The following is a 20,779-nucleotide window of genomic DNA, read 5'->3' on the forward strand; positions in this document are numbered from 1 at the left end:
TGCCCGCGAAGGCGGGCATCCAGGGCGGCGACGACCGGATTCCCGCCTGCGCGGGAATGACGACGGAGAATGCAGTGAGCGAAGAACAGCAGACACCGCCGCGTCCCGATGCGGCCGACGAGAACCACATCATCGCCACGCGCCGCGAGAAGCTCGCGGCGATGCGTGCCGCCGGGCAGGCCTACCCGAACGACTTCCACCGCGACACGCTGGCCGAGTTCCTGCACGGCAACTACGGCGAGCGCGACGCCGCGTCGCTGGAGAACGAGACCGCGACCTTCTCGCTGGCCGGCCGCCTGATGGCGCGACGGGTCATGGGCAAGGCCAGCTTCGGCCAGATCCAGGACATGTCCGGCCGCATCCAGGTGTTCGTGCAGCTCAATGCCGTCGGCGCGGAGCAGTACGAGACGTTCAAGACGGCGGACGTGGGCGACATCCTCGGCGTCACCGGCACGGTGTTCCGCACCAAGACCGGCGAGCTGTCGGTCAAGGCCTCGCAGCTGCGCGTGCTGGTCAAGAGCCTGCGTCCGCTGCCGGAGAAGTGGGCGGGGCTGACCGACACCGAGGTGCGCTACCGCCAGCGCTACCTCGACCTGATCGTCAACCCGGAGGTGCGCAGCACCTTCGAGAAGCGCGGCCTCGCGGTGCGCTTCATCCGCAACTTCCTCGACACGCTCGGCTTCATGGAAGTCGAGACGCCGATGCTGCAGCCGATCCCCGGCGGCGCGACCGCGCGTCCGTTCGTCACGCATCACAACGCACTCGATCGCGACCTGTACCTGCGCATCGCGCCGGAGCTGTATCTCAAGCGTCTGGTCGTCGGCGGCTTCGAGCGCGTCTACGAGATCAACCGCAACTTCCGCAACGAGGGGCTGTCCACGCGGCACAACCCCGAGTTCACCATGCTGGAGTACTACCAGGCCTACGCGGACTATCGCGACGCGATGGACCTGGTGGAGACGATGATCCGCGACGTGGCCCTGGCCGTGAACGGCAGCGGCAAGCTCAGCTACCAGGGACGCGACTACGATCTCGAGCAGCCGTTCAACCGCTGGACGATGCGCGAGGCCGTGCAGCGCTTCAATCCGGACTTCGATGCCGCGCGCGCGAACGATCGCAGTTATCTGGCCGAGGTCGCGAAGCGCGTCGGTGCCGACGTCAAGCCGGCCTATGGCGCCGGCAAGCTGCTGACCGAGATCTTCGAGAAGACGGTCGAGGCCAAGCTGCTCGACCCGACCTTCATCACCGGTTACCCGACCGAGGTGTCGCCGCTGGCGCGTCGCAATGACGCCGACCCTGACGTCACCGACCGCTTCGAGTTCTTCATCGGCGGTCGCGAGGTCGCCAACGGCTTCTCCGAGCTCAACGACGCCGATGACCAGGCCGCGCGCTTCAAGGCCCAGGTCGCAGCCAAGGACGCCGGCGACGACGAGGCAATGGTCTTCGACGCCGACTACATCCGCGCGCTCGAGTACGGCCTGCCGCCGACCGCGGGCGTGGGCGTGGGCATCGACCGCCTCGTGATGTTCCTGACCGACTCGCCAAGTATCAGGGATGTGCTCCTGTTTCCGTCCATGAGACCGGAGGCATGAGTACGGCAGCATCTTGACGGCCCCGTCCGCGGCAATGGACGCTGCGACCCAGCGCCGCTGGGTCTTGATGCTCGGCACGATCATCGCGATCGGTCCGATGACCATCGACATGTACCTGCCGGCGCTGCCGACGCTGCAGGCCCACTTCGGCGTCGACACGGCGGCGGTGCAGTTCACGCTGTCGATCTACTTCATCGGCCTGGCCTGCGGCCAGCTCATGTATGGCCCGATCGCCGACCGCTTCGGTCGCCGCCGGCCGCTGCTCGTCGGCCTCGCGCTGTACACCGTGGCCTCGGTGCTCTGCGCCTTCGCGCCGACGATCGAGGTCCTGACCGCGAGCCGCCTGCTGCAGGCGCTCGGCGGTTGCTCCGGCATGGTGATCACGCGTGCGATGGTGCGCGACCGTTTCGATCCCACCGACACCGCGCGCATCTACGCCTCGCTGGTCCTGGTGATGGGCGTCGCGCCGATTCTGGCGCCGCTGGTGGGCGGGCAGTTGCTGGGCCTGATCGGCTGGCGCGCGATCTTCGTCGCGCTGGCGATCTTCGGCACCGTCTGCTGGACGATCGCCTACACCGGCCTGAGCGAGACGCTGGCCATGCGCAGCGAGCCGATCCGCATCGGCCGCGTGCTGCGCGGTTATGCCGCACTGCTCGTGCACCGTCGTTTCATGGGCTATGCGCTGGCCACCGGTATCGGCAGCGGCGGCATGTTCTCCTACATCTCCGGTGCGCCGTTCGTCTTCATCGAAGTGTTCGGCGTGCCGGTGCAGCATTTCGGCTGGCTGTTTGGCGCCAATGCCGTGGGCTTCGTCGTCGTGTCGCAGCTCAACGGCTGGTTTCTGGATCGCTGGAGTCCCGACCGCATCCTGCGGGCTGCGCTGCTCGGCTACGCCGGCTTCGGCGTGATCATGACCACGGCGGCGGCCAGCGGGATCGGCGGGCTCGCCGGCGTGGCTGTGCCGTTGTTCGTCTGCGTGAGCTCGCTGGGGCTGGTGTTCCCGAACGCGACGGCCATGGCGATGGAACCGTTCGGCACCCAGGCGGGCCTCGCGGCGGCGGCGATGGGCACGCTGCAGTTCGGCGCGGCCGCGCTCGGCGGCTCCGCGGTCGGGCATCTGCACGACGGCACGCCGTTGCCGATGGCGGCCGTCGTCACGGCCTGCGCGGTCCTCGCGGCCACCCTGCTGCGCGTGCTGGCACCGCCGCTGCGCGACTGAGGCCGCCGGATGCGCCGACCGCAGGCATGCGGGCGGCTCTGCTAGTCTGCGCGGCAATCCTCCCCGCGACGCCGGCGTCCGACCCCGTGCAGCGACTCGTGCCCGATTCATGCAACTGATCCGCGACTGGCTGAGCCGCCAGCTCGGCAACCCGCAGATCGTCAGCCTGCTGCTGCTGCTGCTGGCGTTCTGGCTCACGCTGACCTTCCTCAGCCCCGTGTTCCAGCCGGTGTTCGCCGCGCTGGTGATCGCCTACCTGCTGGAAGGGCCGGTGGCAGTGCTCGAACGCCGGCGCCTGCGGCGCGGGGCGGCATCGGTCCTGGTCTGGCTGCTGTTCTACGCCGGCGTGATCGTCGTGCTGATCATGCTGCTGCCGCAGCTGGTGCGGCAGGTGACGCAGATCGTGCAGGAGATTCCGCGGATCACCGCCGAGCTGCAGGCGTGGCTGCTGTCCCTGCCGCAGCGTTATCCCGCGATGTTCTCGGAAACGCAGATGCACGGCCTGGCCGGCGAACTCAACATCAATCTCGCCGCGCTGCGCAGCGAAGTGCTGTCGCGCACGCACCTGCTCGGCGTCGGTGTGACCTACATCGTGGTCTACCTGATCCTGGTGCCGCTGATGGTGTTCTTCATGCTCAAGGATCGTCGTCAGCTCGCCGGTTTCGGCCGCCGCTTCCTGCCGCAGGACATCAGCCTGATCCGGCGGGTCTGGGCCGACGTGGACCGGCAGCTCGCGAACTACGTGCGCGGCAAGGCGCTGGAGATCGTCATCGTCTGGGCCGTGACCTGGCTGGTGTTCGAGCTGCTGGGTCTGCGCTACGCGATGCTGCTGGGCGCGGTGACCGGCATCTCGGTCCTCGCGCCGTGGGTCGGCGCGACCGTCGTGACCCTCCCGGTCGCCGCCGTGGCGTACACGCAGTTCGGCCTCGGCAGCGAGTTCGCCTATGTGCTGATCGCCTACGCGGTGATCCAGGCGCTGGACGGCAACGTGCTGGTGCCGGTGATCTTCTCGGAGGCCAACAACCTGCACCCGATCGCGATCATCGTCGCGGTGCTGCTGTTCGGCAGCCTCTACGGATTCTGGGGCGTGTTCTTCGCCATTCCGCTGGCCACGGTCGTCGCCGCGGTCGTGCGTGCCTGGCCCGGCGCGGCCGAGGTCAGCGCCGGCACGCCGGGTGACGGCTGAGCGGCCTCAGCTTTCGATCAGCAGCGCGTCGATCTCCTGCAGGTCGACCGCGGTGAGGCGGCCGGCCGCGGCCTTGAGGCGCAGCACCGACAGCAGGTAGTCGTAGCGCGACTGCAGGTAGTCGCGCTCGGCGGCGTAGAGCTGCTGCTGGGCGTTGAGTACGTCGACCGCGGTACGCGTGCCGACTTCCAGGCCGGTCTCGCTGGCGTCGAGCGCGGTGCGGCTCGACACCACGGCCTGCCGGAATGCCTTGACGCGTGCTGCCCCGGTGACCACGCCCTGATAGGCATCGCGCGTGTTGCGTTCGACCAGGCGCTCCTGGGCGTCGAGTTCCGCGTGGCGTTGCTCGCGCGTGGCGATCGCCTGGCGCACGCCGGAGCGCGTAGCGCCGCCGGCAAAGATCGGCACGGTGAGTTGCAGGCTGACCGTCTCGGTCTCGGCTTCGCCGGAGAAGCGGCTGCCGTCGCTGGTCGCGTCCTGGTATTGCGCCTGGGCACCGAGCGTCGGCAGATGGCCGGAGCGGGCGACGCCCACGCCACGCGCGGCGATCTCGGCGTTGTGGCGCGCAGCCAGCACGTCGAGATTGCTCTGCTTGGCGTTGGCGACCCAGTCGCCGACATTCGCCGGGTCCGGCGACGGCAGCGGGAATTCCTCGCGCAGCGTGGCGATGTCCTGCGTCGGCCGGCCGGTGATCTCGGTCAGCGCTTCGCGCGCCTGCGCCAGCACCTGTTCGGCCTGGATCACGTTGGCCACGGTGAGGTCGTAGCGGGCCTGCGCCTCCTGCACGTCGGTGATCGCGGACAGGCCGACTTCGAAGCGCTTCTGCGCCTGCTCGAGCTGGCGCTCCACGGCCTGCTGCTCGGCCTGCGACGACCGCAGCGTGTCGGTGGCCGACAGCACGGCGAAGTAGGCTTCGGCGGTGCGCAGCACCAGTTGCTGTTCGGCGTTGCGTAGCGTCGTGTTCGCCAGTGCCACCTGTTCGCCAGCCTGGCGCAGGCGCTGGAAGGCGGCCCAGTCGAAGACGGTCTGATTGAGGGTGACGGTCAGTCCGCGGTTGGTCGAGTCACGATCGATCGGCTGTTCCGGCGTTCCCTGAAAGGCTTCGGTGCCCTCCTCGCGCGACTCGCTGTAGCCGTAGCTGCCGTTGATCTGCGGCAGCAGCGCCGAGCGGGCCTGCGGTCTGGCTTCGATCGCCGCGTCGCGAGCGAACTGCGCGGCGCGATAGGTGGCGTCGTTGTCGACCGCGAGGTCGTAGACGCGCATCAGGTCGTTGGCGTGTGCGGGTTCGAGCAGAACCAGGCCGGGCAGGGCGAGCAGTGCCGTCAGCAGGCGGGTTGGAAGGCGCATGGGACTCCTTGGACGGTCGGACGTACACACAGGAGGCCCGTTGCATCGATCCCCCGGCGACGCTTGAGACATCAGTGACTGGTCTTCGTTCCGGCACCTGCCTCGGCATCTGGGATGCTTCGGCACGGCGCAGGGTTTGAATGCAGGCCAGTGTAGCGGGCATTTTCCGCAGGGTCCCGCGGCCCGGGGCGTGAATCGTGGAGTTTCTCTGGAGATTGCGTGGGCGATCGGCGCGGCGCAGGTCAGCGCACGTCGAAGTAGGCATGACCGATGAGCTGGCCGCTGGTCGTGACCACGCGCACCTCCCAGCGGCCGCGCGGATCGGCGGGAAACGCCGTCTTGTGCGACCAGGCGCGATACCCGGCCTCGCGGCCGCCGCGCACGTCGAGCGCGATGGTGTCGATCCGCCGGCCGCGGTGAATCCAGTGATGCTCGACGCGCTCGCGCAGGCCGCGCGGCACGCGGATGCTGCTCCAGGCGTAGAGCCCGCCGGCGAGCGCCGCGGCGTCGATCTGCTGCACGGCGGTGCCGGGTACGCGGCCGGCCACGTCGACGCTGCTGCTGATGCGCATGTCTGCGACCCAGAGCGTCGCCGGCGGGATCGCGATGCGGGCCTGCCAGCCGGCCCAGCCGAGCACTGCGCCGAGCGCGAGTGCGCCGATGCCGCGCAGCAGGTTTGGCGGCAGCAGGGCGTGCCATGCGGGCACGCTGACCACGGCCAGGCAGACCAGGCCGAGCTGCAGGCTCTGCGCGGTAGTCAGGTGCCAGATCATCGGCGCCGCGGTGAGCACGGTGACGAAGGCGGCGAAGGCGTGGAAGGCCCACAGGGCCGCCCTGCGTGCCACCACCTGGCCGTAGTAGATCGGGTCGAGCACGGAGGCCAGGGCGAGCGCGCCCATCGTTGCCGTGAACAGGGCCTGGGGCGAGCGCCACTCGGTGGTCGCGAAGAAGAACGGCAGCGTGAAGAACAGCGATTCCTGGTGGATGGTCTGCGCGGCATAGCCGAATACGACCGACGAGGCCCGCAGGCGTGGCCGACGCTCGGCCAGCCGCTGCAGCCAGGGTTCGATCATCGGCAACAGCCAGGACAGCGGCAGCAGGATCACCAGCGCCTGCGCGACCCGCTCCTGCCGCTCGATCAGGGCAAAGCTGGCGACGCCGGCGCCGAAGCTCAGGGCCGCGACCCAATGACGCCATCGCGCCCACAGCGCCTCCCAGCGCGCGGGCTCTGGTGCCGCCGTTCCGCTCATCGGTTCGCGGTTATTCGTCGGAAGGGGGGTGCACCAGCGCGGCCAGCTCGGTGCGGCTGTAGACGCCGAGCTTGCGGTAGACGCGATACAGGTGGTTGGCGACCGTGGACGGCGCGACGCCGATCTTCTTCGCCGCCTGCTTGAACGACAGGCCCTGCGCGATGCTGAACACGATCTCGCGCTCGCGGCTGGTCAGGCGGTCGAGCGGTCCGGCCGGCCAGATCGTCAGCAGCAGCAGGTCGCCCAGCGGCTCGCAGCGCAGCATCAGGTCCTCCACCGCGACCGTCTGCCCGGGCGGCGGCACCGGCAGCGGCAGGGCGTGCGGATCGCGCTGGGGGAAGCGCTCATCGAGCAGGTCGAGGAAGCGCACCGTGGCCTCGTGGTAGGCCCCGGCGGCATCGACCACGGCCGCCCCCGCGCCGGCCGGGCGCTCGGCATGCGTCCTCGCCAGGTGCAGGAAGAAGGCATGCGAGCCGGCGTTGAACAGGTGATAGGTCAGGCGCTTGTGCTGCGCCTTCTCGATCTCGGTGAAGGCCTGCTCGCGGTCGCGGCGGTACAGCGTGACCAGCGAGTACAGGCCCGACCGCGGATCGAGATGGCCGGTCGACAGGATGCGGGTGATGCCGTAGGGCTTGAACGCCCGGGCGTAGATCTCCGACGAGAAGAACGCCTCGTCCGGCAGCACGTTGGCCATGTCGACCGGGGTGTCGAGGTTCTGCAGGATGCGGGGCAGCAGCGGATTGATCGCGGAGGTCGCCTCGAGCACGTGCGGGAACTCCGGCGGCAGGCCCGTGACCGTCACCGTGTGAAACCGCATGTAGCTGGTGACGCCGCTGCCCCACAGCGCACCGTCGCAGGGGACGACCGACTGGATCTGCTGCAGCGCCCACGCGCGGAACCCGTCCGCGGACACCGACAGCGCCGAACGGTAGAGGCGGGCGATCACCCGGTCCACGGGGTCCAGCGTGTCCTTCTTCGTGGTTTTCGGCATCAAGCTTGGCGGCGCGGTGCTGCGATCTCTTTTAAGTGTTTTTTACTACCCGCTCAAGTCGGCGAAGCGCCCATACTGCCTTGATCGGTCTGGAAATCAGGGGTAGGGGAGAGCCTTTCGACGGCGGCGCGAGCCGCCGTTTTCTTTTGCGGCGCACCCGCAGCGCTCAGTTGCGCGGCGCCTCCGCGCCCTCGTCCGCCTGCGGTTCGGGGGCGATCAGTTCGAGTGCCGCGGGCGTGGTGCGGATCATCGGTTCGAAGTGCGCGTGCGGCACGTTGACCGTGCCGGAGCGCCAGAAACGCCACCACACCAGACCGGCCAGCGCGGCGTGGATCGTGGCGAAGTGCAGCAGCAGGCCGCGCGGTCCGGCGACATCCATCAGCAGTCCCGCCAGCGTCGGGCCGATCGCGGCGCCGATGCCGTGGACCAGCAGCATGCTGCTGGCGCCCTGCAGGGTCTCCTCGGGCTTCAGGAAGTCGTTGGCCAGTGCGATGCTCACCGGATAGACCGTGAACGCGAGACCGCCGAACACGAACATCGCGATCATCAGCGGCCACGGACCGATCGCGCTCAGCACGAACGCCAGAGCTGCGAAGCCGCAGGCGGCGGCCATGACCACGGCCAGCACCAGCCGCCGGTCGTGACGGTCGGAGAAGGCGCCGACCGGCCATTGGATGACGGCGCCGCCGAGAATCGTCGCCGTCATGAACGCGGCGATGCCGGCGGCATCGAAGTCCAGGCGCTGCGCCATGACCGGCCCGAGGCCCCAGAACGCGCTCATCGCCAGACCGGAGCCGAAGGCGCCGATGATGCCCGACGGCGATGCGGCATAGAGCCGCCGCAGGCTCACGCGCGGCTGACGCACCGGTGCCGGCTGGTGGATGCGCGTCGCGGCGATCGGCACCAGCGACAGCGCCAGCAGCATCGCGACGATGCCGAACAGTTCGAAACCCGTGGGCGGATACAGCCGGATGAGGTTCTGGCCGATGGCCAGCGCGATGAAGTTCACGGCCATGTAGGTCGCGAACACCTTGCCGCGGCGCTCGCCCGGGGCGAGCACGTTGAGCCAGCTCTCGATGACCATGTAGAGGCCGACCAGGCACGAGCCGACCAGCACGCGCAGCGCGCCCCAGGCGATCGGGTTGACGATCAGCGCATGCAGGATCGCGGCGGCCGACGCCACCGCGGCGAACATGGCGAAGGCGCGGATGTGACCAACGCGCATGACCGCCCGCGGCGCGACCCAGGTGCCGGTGAGAAAGCCGACGAAGTACGCCGACATGATCAGGCCGATGACGCCGTCGGAGAAGCCTTCGGCCGTGGCGCGCAGCGCGAGCAGGGTGCCGATCAGGCCGTTGCCGACCAGCAGCAGTGCGGCGCCCAGCAGCAGCGAGGAGATGGAGGAGACGACGGAGAGCATGGGATTCGGCCTTTCGACGACTATGGTGCCAGATCGTTCCGCGCGGGTTGACCAATCGCGCACGGGATGGTGTTCTTCGCCCCGCATTCACGCCGGGAGTTCGAGGTGGGTTCTCTGCACGCCCTCGACTATGCAGTGCTGGCGGCGTACTTCGTCGTCCTGATCGTCATCGTGGTTCGCGTGACGCGGGTCTCGCCCGACGCCGACGACCTGTTCCTCGCCGGGCGCTCGCTGGGCGTGGGCGTCGTCGGTTTCTCGCTGTTCGCGTCCAACATCTCGTCGACGACCCTGATCGGCCTGCCCGGCGCGGCCTGGGAAACCGGAATCTCGGTCGCCAACTACGAGTGGATGGCGGCGCTGGTGCTGGCGTTCACCGCCGTGTTCATCGCGCCGATGCTGATCAAGGCGCGGGTGACGACGATCCCCGAGTGGCTGGGCCGTCGCTTTAGCCCGGCAATGCGCAAGTACCTGTCGGCGATCACGCTGTTCCTGAGCCTGGTGCTCGATACCGCGGGCAGCCTGTATGCCGGCGCGCTGGTGCTCAAGCTGTTCTTCCCGATGCTGCCGCTGGCCCCGACCTGCGCGGCGATCGCGGTGTTCGCGGGCCTGTACACCGCGGCCGGCGGCCTGCGCGCGGTGGCGTACACCGACGTGATCCAGGCGGTGATCCTGCTCGGTGGCGCGCTGATGCTGACGATCCTGGTGTTCGGCGAGTTCGACTACTCGTGGTCGGCGCTGATCGAGCGCGTCGAGCCGGAAAAGCTGTCGCTGATCCGGCCGCTCGACGACCCGGCGCTGCCATGGCTGGGCACGCTGATCGGCCTGCCGATTCTCGGTTTCTACTACTGGACGATGAACCAGTACGTCTCGCAGCGCCTGCTCGGCGCGCGCGACGCACGCACCGCCGGTCGCGGGGCGCTGCTCGCCGCCTGGCTCAAGCTGCTGCCGCTGTTCCTGATGGTGTTGCCGGGCGTGATGGCCAGCGCGCTCTACACCGACCTGGAGCGCGCGGACACGGTGTTCCCGCGCCTGATCGCGGACTTCGCGCCGGTCGGCATCTCCGGGCTGATCCTGGCGGGCCTGCTGGCCGCGATCATGTCGAGCGTTGACTCGACGCTGAACTCGGCATCGACGCTGATCATGGTCGACTTCGTGCAGCCGGGCCGTCCGCAGATCGAGGCGCACCGGCTCGCCAGGCTCGGCCGCATCTGCGTGTTCGTGCTGGTCGCGCTCGCGGCGATCTGGGCGCCGATGATCGATCACTTCCCGGGCCTGTTCGCCTACCTGCAGCAGACCTTCTCGTACGTGGTGCCGCCGCTGGTCGCGGTGTTCCTGCTCGGGCTGTACACGCGGCTCGGTGCGCGTGCGGCGCTGTACGGGACGCTGACCGGGCACGCGCTGAGCTTGATCGGCTTCGTCGGCGCGCTGGTGGGCTGGCACGAGGTGCACTTCACGATCGTCGCGGGGCTGCTGTTCGCGGCGACGGTCGTCGCCTGCGGTGCATGGCAGATGGCGCTCGGCGTGCGCGACCGCGCCGGCGAGGCGCAGATCGCCGCCACCGTTCGCGCGGCCGGGGTCGTGGCCACGACCGACGTGCGGCTCGGCGCCAGCGTCCTGGTCGCCGTGACCGCGCTGATGGTGTGGGTGTTCCGCTGAGGCCTGTCGCCCGGCGCCGGGCTACGAAGCCTGGCGCGTTTCTTCGGCGTCCGGATTGGGCAGGGGCGCGTCGACCGCGGCGAGGAACTCGTCGGCCCACAGGCGGTTGTCGTAGTGCTGCACGATGTCGAAGAGCTGCCGCAAGCGGGCACGCGCCTCGGCGCGTCCCATGTTGAGCCCCAGATAGCAGGCCTGCACTAGGTCCTCGGGATCGTGCGGGTTGGTCAGGATTGCGCCCTTGAGTTCGGCGGCGGCGCCGGCGAACTCCGAGAGCACGAGCACGCCGCGCCCGCCGGTCAGCCCTTGTACGGTCACGAATTCCTTGGCGACCAGGTTCAGGCCGTCGCGCAGCGGCGTGATCCACATGACGTCGGTCATGGCGTAGTAGGCGAGCAGCTCCTCGAACGGCACGGCGCGGAAGAAGAACTGCAACGGCGTCCAGCCCACCTGCGAGAAGCGGCCGTTGATGCGACCGACGACCTGCTCGATCTGCGTCTGCAGCGTGCGGTAGATCGTCATCTCCCGCGCCGCCGGCACGCAGATCGTGATCAGCGTGATCTTGCCGCGCAGCTCCGGGTAGGTATCGAGCAGCTTCTCGAACGCGAGCAGCTTCTCCAGCGTTCCCTTGGTGTAGTCGAGGCGCTCGACCGACAGCAGCACGCGCGTACCCTCGAGTTCCTCGCGCAGCGATTCCATGCGCTTGCGGATGTCGTCGCGGCGCAGGATCTCGCCGACGCGGCCGACATCGAGCCCGACCGGGTGCGCCCCCAGGCGCACGACGCGGTTGCCGGCCTCGATGCAGGTGGGGTAGCGGTCGAGGCCCACGGCGCAGCCGTAGGTGAGGAAGCGCGGCGCCGCCGAGGTCTCCTCGAGCACGCGCATCGGCATCGTGCCGCGTACCACGTCGACGAAGTTCTCGACCTGGCGCGGAATGTGGAAGCCGATGTAGTCGCACTGCAGCAGGCTGGCGATGATCTGGCGTCGCCACGGCACGACGTTGAAGACGTCCGCCGACGGGAAGTAGGTGTGGTGGAAGAAGGCGATCTTCAGGTCCGGGCGCAGCTCACGCAGCACCGCCGGCGCCATCCACAGGTTGTAGTCGTGCAGCCACACCGTCGCGCCGTGCGCGGCATCGCGGGCCACGCGCTCGGCGAAGGCCCGGTTCACGCGCAGGAACACCTGCCAGTGGTCGTCGCGGAAGCGCGCGCGCTCCCAGAAGGTGTGCAGCAGCGGCCAGAACGCCTCTTTCGAGAACTGGCGGTAGAAGATGTCGACTTCCTGCTTGGTCAGCGGCACCCGCGAAACCGTCAGGTTCGGATAGCGATCGGCGTCAACCTGGGTGTAGTCCTCGAACGGGCCGCGCTTGGAGTCGCGCACCGACCATGCCACCCACGAGCCGTTGCGGCCGTCACCGAAGAAGCTGATCAGCGTCGGGATGATGCCGTTCGGCGACTGCGGCCGGCGGCGCTTGATCTCGCCGTTCTCGACCACCTCTTCGTACGGCAGGCGGTGGTAGACGATCAGCAGGTCCGAGCGTCCCGGCTCCATGATCGGCGGCGTGTGCTGCTGCATGCTGCGCGGACCGAGAAAGCCGAAATGCTCGATGGCTTCGAGCACGCCGCCGCAGCCCGGGCGCGCCGCATGCAGCACGCGGGTGTTGCCGGCCGTGGCTTCGAGCAGCCCCGGCTCGGAGTGGCCCACGCACACGCCCTTGAAGCCGTGCTGGAACATGGCCAGGTCGTTGAGCGTGTCGCCGGCTACCAGCACGTCCTCGGGATCGATACCGATCTGCTCCACCAGCCGCTTGAGGGTCGAGCCCTTGTTGACGCCGCGCGGCAGTACGTCGAGGTAGAGGTCGGACGAATAGATCAGCTCGCAACCCAGGGCCTCGACCGCTTCGCGGAAGCGATCGCTGATCGCATGCGAGGAGCAGTAGAAGGAACAGCGCCGCTCCTGCGGCACGTCCTGGCGCTCGACGTGCTCGTGCTCGCCGATCGCCTCGAGGACTGCCTGGTCTCCGGGCCACACCGCGTCGATCTGCGACTGCAGCGGCTGGATTGGCTGCTGGGTCGGTCCGTCGACCACGGTGGCGCCGACGTCGCAGATGACGTAGTCCGGCATCGGCAGCGTCGGATCGGACAACAGCGGCAGGACGGACTCGCGCCCGCGGCCGGTGACGTACGCCAGGCGGATATCCGGGTGGGAGGTGATCAACTGGTACAGGCGCAGCCGGTCCTCTGCGGACCCGGCGAGAAAAGTGCCGTCCAGATCGGTGGCGAGCAGCATGCGCGGTCTCCGGGATGCGAAAGTGGAGCGCGCCGACATCAGCCGACGGGCGAATCCTTTCGAGTATAACACGGAACGTCCAACAAATTGATTCTAATGGATTTGATATGTAGGGAAAGCCGGAAAACATCGTGTTATGAGATGGTCTTCGGACCTTTATCTGGGCATCCGGCGGCACATAAATGTCAGATGAATGGCTGCTCGTAACCAATATAATCAGTTACTTGTGAACTCAGAGTGGGTGCCGATACATAGACGAACCAGTAGATCGAAATGGCGCCCGGATGCGGAACAACAGCCTTTCCGCGGGCGGGGGTGTCGAGACTGGCGAAACCGGCGGCGCGACCGTAACCTTGCCGCTCGCCGCCCACCCTCAGCTCAGGATCCCCGCCTTGGAACCGACCGTCAAAGCCACCAATGTCGTCTGGCACGCCCACCACGTCAGCCGCGCCGAAAGGGCGGCCCAGAAGAAGCAGCAGCCCTGCGTGATCTGGTTCACCGGCCTGTCCGGTGCCGGCAAGTCCACGGTGGCGAACGCGCTCGAAGGCGAGCTGTTCCGCAAGGGCTACCACAGCTACCTGCTCGACGGCGACAACATCCGCTTCGGCCTGAACAAGGATCTCGGCTTCTCCGACACCGATCGCGTCGAGAACATCCGTCGCATCGGCGAGGTGGCCAAGCTGTTCGCCGACGCCGGCCTGATCGTCGTCACCGCCTTCATCTCGCCATTCCGTGCCGACCGCGACATGGTGCGCAAGCTGCTCCCGGAAGGGGAGTTCTTCGAGATCCACGTCCACGCCGCGCTCGACGTCTGCGAAGGTCGTGACCCCAAGGGGCTCTACAAGAAGGCGCGGGCCGGCGAGATCAAGAACTTCACCGGCATCGACTCGCCCTACGAGCCGCCGGTCAATCCCGAACTCGTGCTCGACACCGGCGCGCTGTCGATCGAGCAGTCGGTCGACAAGCTGCTCGCCTTCCTCAAGGAAAAGGGGCGGATCTGATCCGCGCCGGCAGCACAGCAAAAAGGCCGCAGCGATGCGGCCTTTTTGCTTCCCGGTCTCGCGGAGCGCCCTACAGCAGCCGCGCGATGTCGCCGTCGATCTTCTCGGGCGTGTCCATCGAGCCGTAGCGCTTCACGACCTTGCCGTCCTTGCCGATCAGAAACTTGGTGAAGTTCCACTTGATGGCTTCACTGCCGAGCAGGCCGGGCGCCTCGTGCTTGAGGTGCCGGTAGAGCGGGTGCGCGTTGACGCCGTTGACCTCGATCTTCGCGAACATCGGAAACGAGACGTCGTAGCTCAGCGAGCAGAAGTTCTTGATCTCGTTTTCGTCGCCCGGTTCCTGGTGGCCGAACTGGTCGCAGGGAAAGCCGAGCACGACCAGACCCTGGTCCTTGTACTTGCGCCACAGGGCCTCCAGGCCCTTGTACTGCGGCGTGAACCCGCACTTGCTGGCGACGTTGACGACGAGCAGGACCTTGCCCGCGTAGCTGTCGAGCTTCTGTGTCTGTCCGTCGATGGTCTTCGCTTCGAACTCGTACACGGTGCTCATGGCGCTCTCCTGCGGGTGACGGTGGTCGCGACGAAAACGGCCCGGGCGCTCAGGCGGCGAACAGCTCGGCGTCGAGCGCCATCAGCGGCGCGGCGCTCTCGCGCACGTTGCCCAGCAGCGCCGGCACCTGCGAGAGCAGGCGCGTGGCGAAGTACTCGCCGGTGACGCGCTTGGCCTGCGCGAAGCCGGCGTCGCCGGACTGCTCGGCGGCACGCACCATGCGCAGCCAGCTCCAGCCCAGATAGGTCAGCGCGAACGCGCGCTGGTAGTCGCAGCAACCGAACGCGGCGTCGTCCGGGTTCGACTTGTAGGTTTCCTGCACCCAGCGCGTCGTGCCTTCGAGCGCGTCGAGTGCCGCCTTGAGCGGCGCGGTCAATGCCTGCGGGCCGTCGCTCGCGAGGTCCGCGCGGACCGCCGCGAAGAAACGGCCGGGCAGGCGGCCGTTGTGCAGCATCAGCTTGCGGCGCACCAGATCCATCGCCTGGATGCCGTTGGTGCCCTCGTAGAGGCACAGGATCTTGGAGTCGCGCACGATCTGCTCGACGCCGTGCTCCTTGATGAAGCCGTGGCCGCCGTAGACCTGGATCGCGAGCGAACCGAGCTCGACCGCGGAGTCGGTGCAGAAGGCCTTGACCAGCGGCGTGTTGAGGTCGACCCAGTCCTGGGCCGTTTCGCGAACCCCGGGGTCCGCATGGTGACGCGCGAGGTCCACGTACATCGCCGTTTCGTAGGCGAGCACGCGCGCGCCCTCGGTGGTCGCCTTCATCTGCAGCAGCATGCGGCGCACGTCCGGATGCTCGACGATCTCGGCCTTGCCGTTGAACGCCTTGCCCTGCTTGCGCTCGAGCGCATAGCGGATCGCGTTCTGCGTCGCCAGTTCGCACTGCCCGAGGCCCTGGAAGCCGACCATGATGCGCGCCAGGTTCATCATGACGAACATGTTCTGGATGCCCTGGTTGGGCGCGCCGACGATCCAGCCCTTCGCGTTGTCGAACTGCAGCACGCAGGTGACCGAGCCGTTGATGCCCATCTTGTGTTCGATGGACTGCGTGGTTACGCCGTTGCGGGCGCCCAGGGTGCCGTCGGCATTGACCAGGAACTTGGGGACGACGAAGGTGGACAGTCCCTTCACGCCCGGCGGCGAATCAGGCAGGCGGGCGAGCACGAAGTGCACGATGTTGTCCGCCATCCGGTGCTCGCCGGAGGTGATGAAGATCTTGCCGCCGTCGATCGCGAAGCTGCCGTCGTCCTGCGGCGTCGCCTTCGTCTTGGCGGCGCCGACGTCGGAGCCGGCCTGCGGCTCGGTGATGCACATCGTGCCCGACCACTCGCCGGTCGCGAGCTTGGGCAGGTAGGTCTGCTTGATCTCGTCGGAGGCGGAGGCTTCGAGCGCCTCGAAGCAGCCCTGGGTCAGTCCCGGGTACAGCGCAAAGGCCACGTTGGCCGAGCACAGCACTTCCTCCAGGACCTTGGCCAGCGTGTACGGCAGGTTGGCGCCGCCGTACTCCTCTTTCTGCGAGATGCCGATCCAGCCGGCATCGCGATACATCGCCCAGAACTCGGCAAAGCCGTCCGGGACGGTGACCTCGCCGTTCTCCAGCCGGCAGCCCTGCGCGTCGGAAACCGCGTTGAGCGGCGCGAGCTGTTCTTCGATGAGCTTGGCCGCTTCCTCGATCAGACCGCTGAGCGTGTCGGGCGTGGCCTCCTGGTAGGCGTCGAGCTCGGCCAGCCGGCCGACCTTGAGCACGTCCTGGAGGACGAAGTTGATCTCGCGCAGCGGCGCTTTGTAACTGGCCATCGAAAGTCCTGGACAAGCGGGGGAAAACGAGGGGGCGTAAGGCTAGCACAGGGTTTCGGCGCTCGAACCGCCCACTCGAACCGGCCCCTCGAAGCACCCCCTCGGAGCCCCCGTACAATCCGCTCCGATGAACCGTCCGCGACCCTTCCGCCTCCGGGCGCCGGCCGCCGTGCTCCTCGCCGCCGCGATGGCGGCCGGCTGTGACCGGCAGACGCCGCCGCCGGCCTACGATCCGCTGGCGGCGGCCTGGGCGAGTACCGGGCAGATCGCCAACCCCGAGGCGGTGATCCCGGCGGCGTGCTACACCGACACGAGCGACGGCGCGAATCCCTGCTGGACCTGTCATACGGCAGGGCAGGGGCGCAATCGGGCGGACACCGTCGAGCTGCAGCGCGAGGCCGCCTTCAGCGAGGCGGCGACCGACAACTACTGGACGGCCCTGTTCGAGGACCGGCGCGAGCAGGCGGCGGCTTTCGCGGCACCGGAGATGGAGGCCTGGATCGCCGCCGACAACTACACGCCGCTGCGTGCCGCCCTGGCCGGGCGCGCGCACTATCCGGGCTTCGTGCCCGATCTCGACCTGCATCGCGGCGTCGACGACCAGGGCTTTGCGCTCGACGGCAGTGGCTGGCGTGCGCTGCGCTTCAAGCCCTTTCCCGGAACCTTCTGGCCGACCAATGGCGCCGTCAACGATGTCTGGATCCGGCTGCCGCCGGCGTTCCGGCGTGACCGCAGCGGAAACCCCGACGGCGCCATCTACCGGCTCAACTTCGCGCTGGTCGAGGCCACGATCGCCGCGCCACAGGGACGGGCGCGCGAGGTCGAGCCCGTGGACGAGCGCCTGATCGGCGTCGACCTCGACGGGGACGGCGAGCTGGGCATGACCCGACGCATCGTCGCGCTTCCCGACCGGTATGCCGGAGGCGCCGCGGACACGCTTCTCGTTCCGGGCTTGCTGCCGCTGGGCACCGAGTTCCTGCACAGCCTGCGCTATCTCGACCTCGACCAGCCGGGCGCCCGCAGCCGCCGCGTGCGCGAGCTGCGGTACGCGCGCAAGTGGCGGATGCCGACCGACGACGAGATCGCCGCGGCCTACGCCGAAGAAGCGCGCGAGAAGGCGGCCGGCCTGCTGCCGCGCTTCGCCGGGACACCGCTGGCCGGGCTCGCCAATGATTTCGGCTGGCGCTACCAGGGGTTCATCGAGGACGCCGAGGGTCGCCTGCGCGTGCAGACACACGAGGAGCAGCAGTTCTGCATGGGCTGCCACAGCACCCTCGGCGTCACCGTGGACGGCAGCTTCAGCCTTGCGCGCAAGCTGCCGGGCGCCGCCGGCTGGGCGCCGCAGGACCTGACCGGGCAGGTCGATACACCGCAGCAGGGCCACGAAGCCCCCGAGGCGCTGACCTACTTTCGTCGTGCGCGCGGTGGCGACGAGTTTCTCGCCAACGGCGAGCTGCTCGATCGCTTCTGGCGCGACGGCCGGCTGGACGAAGCCGAGGTACTGCGTGCGGCCGAAGGGGGCGACCGCGATCTCGCCTGGTTGCTGCTGCCGGGTCCCGAGCGCGCCGACGCGCTGAATCGCGCCTACCGCGTCAAGGTGCAGGCGCAGGATTTCGTTCGCGGACGTGAGGCACCGCTGGCGCCGCCGCAGCGGGTGCTGCGGCGGATCAAGGAGCCCGATACGGGCCTCGCAACACTGGGGCGCGTCTACGACGACGGCTCGCCGTGGCTGGATTCAGGGTTCTGATCGGACTTGATCCGTTCGCTGTCCGCGGTTCAGCGGCCCGGGCGGTACGACGCGGCGACGCGCTGCAGCGTGCCGCGCACCTCGTCGAAGCACGCCGGGTCGGCGGCCGCCAGGACGAGATCCAGCGCGTCCTCGTATCGGTGCACGCGCAGCAGCAGGTGTTGCGCGCTGCTGCCCTGACGGTGGCGTAGTTCGGCGCGCAGTCCGCCGCGCTCGATCACCTCGACGTCGTGGCTGTTGTAGGCGAGCCGGCGGATGCGATCGTCCAGCAGCGTGTCGTCGTCGATGCCGACCGGGGCCGGCGGCAGGCGCGTGACGCTGACCTGGGTTTGCGCACAGGTGCCGTCGCGGGGGCGCGTCCACAGCGCCATGCCCATGAGGCCGGTCTGCGCCTGCCAATCCTCCGGCAGGCGCAGCGACACGCCGGTCTGCGGATCGCTGACGCGCGTATCGCCGCAGGCCGCGAGCAGCAGCGCCAGCGCGGCCGCCAGGGCTCTCACTTCGTCAGCGTCTTCTCGAAGGCGACCTGGGGCCGGCCGTCGCCGTCGAGCTGATACACCGCGCCGAGCAGGCTGCCCTGTGTGACCTCGAACCAGAAGAAGCCGAGCACCTGGTCCTGCTGGTAGAAGACCTCGTTGCGCTCGGCGTCGCCGAAGTTGCGCGGCGAGTCGGCGGCACCGGAGACGATGAAGTGCGTATCGCCGCACTGCGGCTGCGGCTTGATCCATTCGAGGTCGTGATCGTGTCCCTGCAGGTGCAGGTCGAAGCCTTCGGCGCAGATACCGGCCTCGACGAACTCCTTCCACGGCTGGGCGCTGATGGTGCCGGGTACCAGCGGACTGGTGCCGTCGGCGCTGCCGGCATTGCCGTGCAGGCCGTTCGACAGGTAGGGGTGATGGCTCATCGCGATCTTCCAGCGTGCGCTGCTGGCCTGCGAGGTTTCCTGCAGCCACTGCAGCTGCGTGGCCCCGTAGATCGGCCACAGCCAGGCGGGATCGAGGTCGGGCACGATCGCCGCGAGCGGGTTGGAGTCCAGGCCCCAGAACTCGACCAGCGGCGCGGCGCTGCCCAGCGGCGCGGTGAAGGTGTAGTAGCGCGCCGGCATGTTCCACTTCTCCGACGTGCGGTCGCTGCGGTAGTGATAGTCCACCTGGAAGTCACCGCGGCGGTTGGCCGAGCCTTCGCCGGGGCCGAGACTGTTGTCGTGGTTGCCGAGCACCAGGAAGAACGGCACGTCGAGGGCGGCGTAGGGTGCCTCGAACTTGGTCTCGAACTGCTCGTCGTAGATGCCGCTGACACCCGAGAGATAGATGTTGTCGCCGAGTTCGACGACGAAGTCGCAACCGCGCGACGCGCAGACCTGCGCCATAGCCTCGCCGACCGCGAACTGATTGTCGCTGCCGGTGCCCGGGTCGCCGATGGCGATGAACCGCACGCGCGCGTCGGAAGGGACCGGTGCGGCCCCCCCGGCCGGCGGCGTGCTGTCGCCGCAGGCGGCCAGGATCAGGGTGGCGGCGACGAGGCCGGTGGAGGCGGCGCAACGGACGGTCAGGTGCATGGCGGCGGCAGGGCAGGGGCAGATGACGGATGGTAGCGGGCCGGCGGCGTTCCCCCTCGTCCATACGCAGGGGGCGGCGGGGCGCGCACCGTGCCGCGCCGATGTGTCATGCCGATGACAGCATGCCGCCCGTAGAATCGGCCGGATGAACGTGCTGCTGACCGGCGTGGCCGGCTTCATCGGACTGCACTGCGCCCGCGCGCTGCTGGCGCGCGGCGATGCCGTGGTCGGCATCGACAATCTCAACGACTACTACGATCCGGCGCTCAAGCAGGCGCGGCTGGCGCTGCTGGCCGACGCACCCGGGTTCTCGTTCGAGCGCGTGGATGTGGCCGATGCCGACGGACTCGGCGCGCTGTTCGCGCGCGCGCAGCCGGACGCCGTGATCCACTTGGCCGCGCAGGCCGGCGTGCGCTACTCGCTGACGCATCCGCGCGCCTACGTCGACAGCAATCTGGTGGGCTTCGCCAACCTGCTCGAATGCTGCCGCCGCCACCGGCCGCGGCATCTGGTCTACGCGTCGTCCAGCTCCGTTTACGGCGCCAACACGCGCGTGCCGTTCTCGGTGGCCGAGCCCGCCGATCATCCAGTGAGCCTCTACGCCGCGACCAAGAAGGCCAACGAGGCGATGGCGCACGCCTATTCGGACCTGTACGCGATTCCCGCGACCGGGCTGCGCTTCTTCACGGTCTATGGCCCCTGGGGCCGGCCGGACATGGCCTATTACAGCTTCACCCGGGCGCTGTTCGAGGATCGCGAGATCGAGTTGTTCAACCATGGCGAGATGGCGCGCGATTTCACCTACGTCGACGACATCGTCGACGGCGTGCTGCGCGTACTCGACCGGGCACCGTCGCCGGACCCGGCCTGGTGCGCCGATCCGCCGCAGCTCGGCCGCAGCCGCGCGCCGCACCGGTTGTACAACATCGGTCATCATGCGCCGGTCAGCCTGCTCGACTTCGTCGCGGTGCTGGAGCGGCTGACCGGACGTCGCGCGCGTACCGTCATGCGGCCGATGGCACCCGGCGACGTGCACCGTACCTGCGCCGATGTCGACGCGCTCATGCGCGATACCGGGTTCGCGCCGGCGACGCCGATCGAGACCGGACTGGCGCGCTTCGTCGACTGGTACCGCAGTTATCACCGCGTCTAGCAGCACCCTGCGAACTTTCACTCCA

The 20,779-nt window shown here is 68.6% G+C and carries 16 protein-coding genes; 7 read left to right on the plus strand and 9 right to left on the minus strand.

The window, feature by feature from the left end; all coding sequences use genetic code 11:
* Positions 1-56 precede the first annotated feature (56 nt).
* The 3 genes from lysS (at position 57) to C8D93_RS18850 (ending at position 3,997) form a co-directional block, all read left to right on the plus strand.
* The gene (gene lysS / locus C8D93_RS18840; RefSeq protein WP_110266832.1) at positions 57-1,592 is read left to right on the plus strand and encodes a lysine--tRNA ligase; all 1,536 of its coding nucleotides are present in this window, start codon (positions 57-59) and stop codon (positions 1,590-1,592) included.
* Between the two features lie 34 nt (positions 1,593-1,626).
* Positions 1,627-2,811: a multidrug effflux MFS transporter gene (locus tag C8D93_RS18845; protein WP_110266793.1), complete on the plus strand. Its 1,185-nt coding sequence runs from the start codon at positions 1,627-1,629 to the stop codon at positions 2,809-2,811.
* 109 nt (positions 2,812-2,920) lie between these two features.
* Complete coding sequence (locus tag C8D93_RS18850) at positions 2,921-3,997, plus strand: AI-2E family transporter (protein ID WP_110266794.1); 1,077 nt, start codon at positions 2,921-2,923, stop codon at positions 3,995-3,997.
* A gap of 6 nt (positions 3,998-4,003) precedes the next feature.
* On the opposite strand, the gene C8D93_RS18855 is transcribed toward C8D93_RS18850, so the two are convergent.
* From C8D93_RS18855 to C8D93_RS18875, 4 genes are all read right to left on the minus strand, one after another.
* On the minus strand, positions 4,004-5,344 hold the full coding sequence (locus tag C8D93_RS18855) for a TolC family outer membrane protein (protein ID WP_170124121.1): 1,341 nt from the start codon (positions 5,342-5,344) through the stop codon (positions 4,004-4,006).
* 242 nt (positions 5,345-5,586) lie between these two features.
* Positions 5,587-6,594: a DUF5924 family protein gene (locus C8D93_RS18860; RefSeq protein WP_110266796.1), complete on the minus strand. Its 1,008-nt coding sequence runs from the start codon at positions 6,592-6,594 to the stop codon at positions 5,587-5,589.
* Positions 6,595-6,604: 10 nt separating this feature from the next.
* Positions 6,605-7,585 (minus strand): helix-turn-helix transcriptional regulator, encoded by a 981-nt coding sequence (locus tag C8D93_RS18865; RefSeq protein ID WP_110266797.1) that lies wholly within the window; start codon positions 7,583-7,585, stop codon positions 6,605-6,607.
* Between the two features lie 166 nt (positions 7,586-7,751).
* A complete protein-coding gene (locus C8D93_RS18875; RefSeq protein WP_110266798.1) occupies positions 7,752-9,005 on the minus strand; it encodes an MFS transporter in 1,254 nt (417 codons plus the stop codon).
* A 105-nt stretch (positions 9,006-9,110) separates the two neighbouring features.
* On the opposite strand from C8D93_RS18875, the gene C8D93_RS18880 reads away from it, so the two are divergent.
* The gene (locus C8D93_RS18880; protein ID WP_211307423.1) at positions 9,111-10,661 is read left to right on the plus strand and encodes a sodium:solute symporter family transporter; all 1,551 of its coding nucleotides are present in this window, start codon (positions 9,111-9,113) and stop codon (positions 10,659-10,661) included.
* Between the two features lie 21 nt (positions 10,662-10,682).
* Here C8D93_RS18880 and ggpS read toward each other — a convergent pair whose 3' ends face one another.
* Entirely contained in the window at positions 10,683-12,947 is a 2,265-nt protein-coding gene (gene ggpS / locus C8D93_RS18885) for a glucosylglycerol-phosphate synthase (protein ID WP_110266800.1), read from the minus strand.
* 392 nt (positions 12,948-13,339) lie between these two features.
* Here ggpS and cysC point away from each other — a divergent pair, with 392 nt between their 5' ends.
* Positions 13,340-13,948 carry an adenylyl-sulfate kinase gene (cysC, locus tag C8D93_RS18890; protein ID WP_281269326.1) on the plus strand — a complete coding sequence of 203 codons (609 nt, stop codon included), beginning with the start codon at positions 13,340-13,342 and terminating at the stop codon, positions 13,946-13,948.
* Between the two features lie 70 nt (positions 13,949-14,018).
* Here cysC and C8D93_RS18895 read toward each other — a convergent pair whose 3' ends face one another.
* Entirely contained in the window at positions 14,019-14,498 is a 480-nt protein-coding gene (locus tag C8D93_RS18895) for a glutathione peroxidase (RefSeq protein ID WP_110266802.1), read from the minus strand.
* A 49-nt stretch (positions 14,499-14,547) separates the two neighbouring features.
* The gene (locus C8D93_RS18900) at positions 14,548-16,296 is read right to left on the minus strand and encodes an acyl-CoA dehydrogenase family protein (protein WP_110266803.1); all 1,749 of its coding nucleotides are present in this window, start codon (positions 16,294-16,296) and stop codon (positions 14,548-14,550) included.
* A 127-nt stretch (positions 16,297-16,423) separates the two neighbouring features.
* Between C8D93_RS18900 and C8D93_RS18905 the strand changes: the two genes are divergently transcribed.
* Entirely contained in the window at positions 16,424-18,043 is a 1,620-nt protein-coding gene (locus C8D93_RS18905) for an Aq_1262 family (lipo)protein (protein WP_110266804.1), read from the plus strand.
* Between the two features lie 29 nt (positions 18,044-18,072).
* On the opposite strand, the gene C8D93_RS18910 is transcribed toward C8D93_RS18905, so the two are convergent.
* A complete protein-coding gene (locus C8D93_RS18910; RefSeq protein ID WP_110266805.1) occupies positions 18,073-18,543 on the minus strand; it encodes a hypothetical protein in 471 nt (156 codons plus the stop codon).
* The gene (locus C8D93_RS18915) at positions 18,540-19,601 is read right to left on the minus strand and encodes a metallophosphoesterase (protein ID WP_110266806.1); all 1,062 of its coding nucleotides are present in this window, start codon (positions 19,599-19,601) and stop codon (positions 18,540-18,542) included. The genes C8D93_RS18910 and C8D93_RS18915 overlap by 4 nt, the downstream gene beginning before the upstream one ends.
* A 145-nt stretch (positions 19,602-19,746) precedes the next feature.
* On the opposite strand from C8D93_RS18915, the gene C8D93_RS18920 reads away from it, so the two are divergent.
* The gene (locus tag C8D93_RS18920) at positions 19,747-20,754 is read left to right on the plus strand and encodes an NAD-dependent epimerase (RefSeq protein WP_110266807.1); all 1,008 of its coding nucleotides are present in this window, start codon (positions 19,747-19,749) and stop codon (positions 20,752-20,754) included.
* Positions 20,755-20,779: the final 25 nt, after the last annotated feature.

The sequence above is a fragment of the Sinimarinibacterium flocculans genome (assembly GCF_003201205.1).
In the GTDB taxonomy this organism is placed as follows: Bacteria; Pseudomonadota; Gammaproteobacteria; order Nevskiales; family Nevskiaceae; genus Solimonas; species Solimonas flocculans.

Bases quoted from the DNA above. Each gene is read 5' to 3' on its own strand.
- C8D93_RS18900 (WP_110266803.1), bottom strand. From the start codon at position 16,296: ATGGCCAGTTACAAAGCGCCGCTGCGCGAGATCAACTTCGTCCTCCAG.
- C8D93_RS18865 (WP_110266797.1), bottom strand. From the start codon at position 7,585: ATGCCGAAAACCACGAAGAAGGACACGCTGGACCCCGTGGACCGGGTG.
- C8D93_RS18845 (WP_110266793.1), top strand. From the start codon at position 1,627: ATGGACGCTGCGACCCAGCGCCGCTGGGTCTTGATGCTCGGCACGATC.
- C8D93_RS18920 (WP_110266807.1), top strand. From the start codon at position 19,747: ATGAACGTGCTGCTGACCGGCGTGGCCGGCTTCATCGGACTGCACTGC.
- C8D93_RS18855 (WP_170124121.1), bottom strand. From the start codon at position 5,344: ATGCGCCTTCCAACCCGCCTGCTGACGGCACTGCTCGCCCTGCCCGGC.
- C8D93_RS18875 (WP_110266798.1), bottom strand. From the start codon at position 9,005: ATGCTCTCCGTCGTCTCCTCCATCTCCTCGCTGCTGCTGGGCGCCGCA.
- C8D93_RS18895 (WP_110266802.1), bottom strand. From the start codon at position 14,498: ATGAGCACCGTGTACGAGTTCGAAGCGAAGACCATCGACGGACAGACA.
- ggpS (WP_110266800.1), bottom strand. From the start codon at position 12,947: ATGCTGCTCGCCACCGATCTGGACGGCACTTTTCTCGCCGGGTCCGCA.
- C8D93_RS18850 (WP_110266794.1), top strand. From the start codon at position 2,921: ATGCAACTGATCCGCGACTGGCTGAGCCGCCAGCTCGGCAACCCGCAG.
- C8D93_RS18860 (WP_110266796.1), bottom strand. From the start codon at position 6,594: ATGAGCGGAACGGCGGCACCAGAGCCCGCGCGCTGGGAGGCGCTGTGG.
- C8D93_RS18915 (WP_110266806.1), bottom strand. From the start codon at position 19,601: ATGCACCTGACCGTCCGTTGCGCCGCCTCCACCGGCCTCGTCGCCGCC.
- C8D93_RS18905 (WP_110266804.1), top strand. From the start codon at position 16,424: ATGAACCGTCCGCGACCCTTCCGCCTCCGGGCGCCGGCCGCCGTGCTC.
- lysS (WP_110266832.1), top strand. From the start codon at position 57: ATGACGACGGAGAATGCAGTGAGCGAAGAACAGCAGACACCGCCGCGT.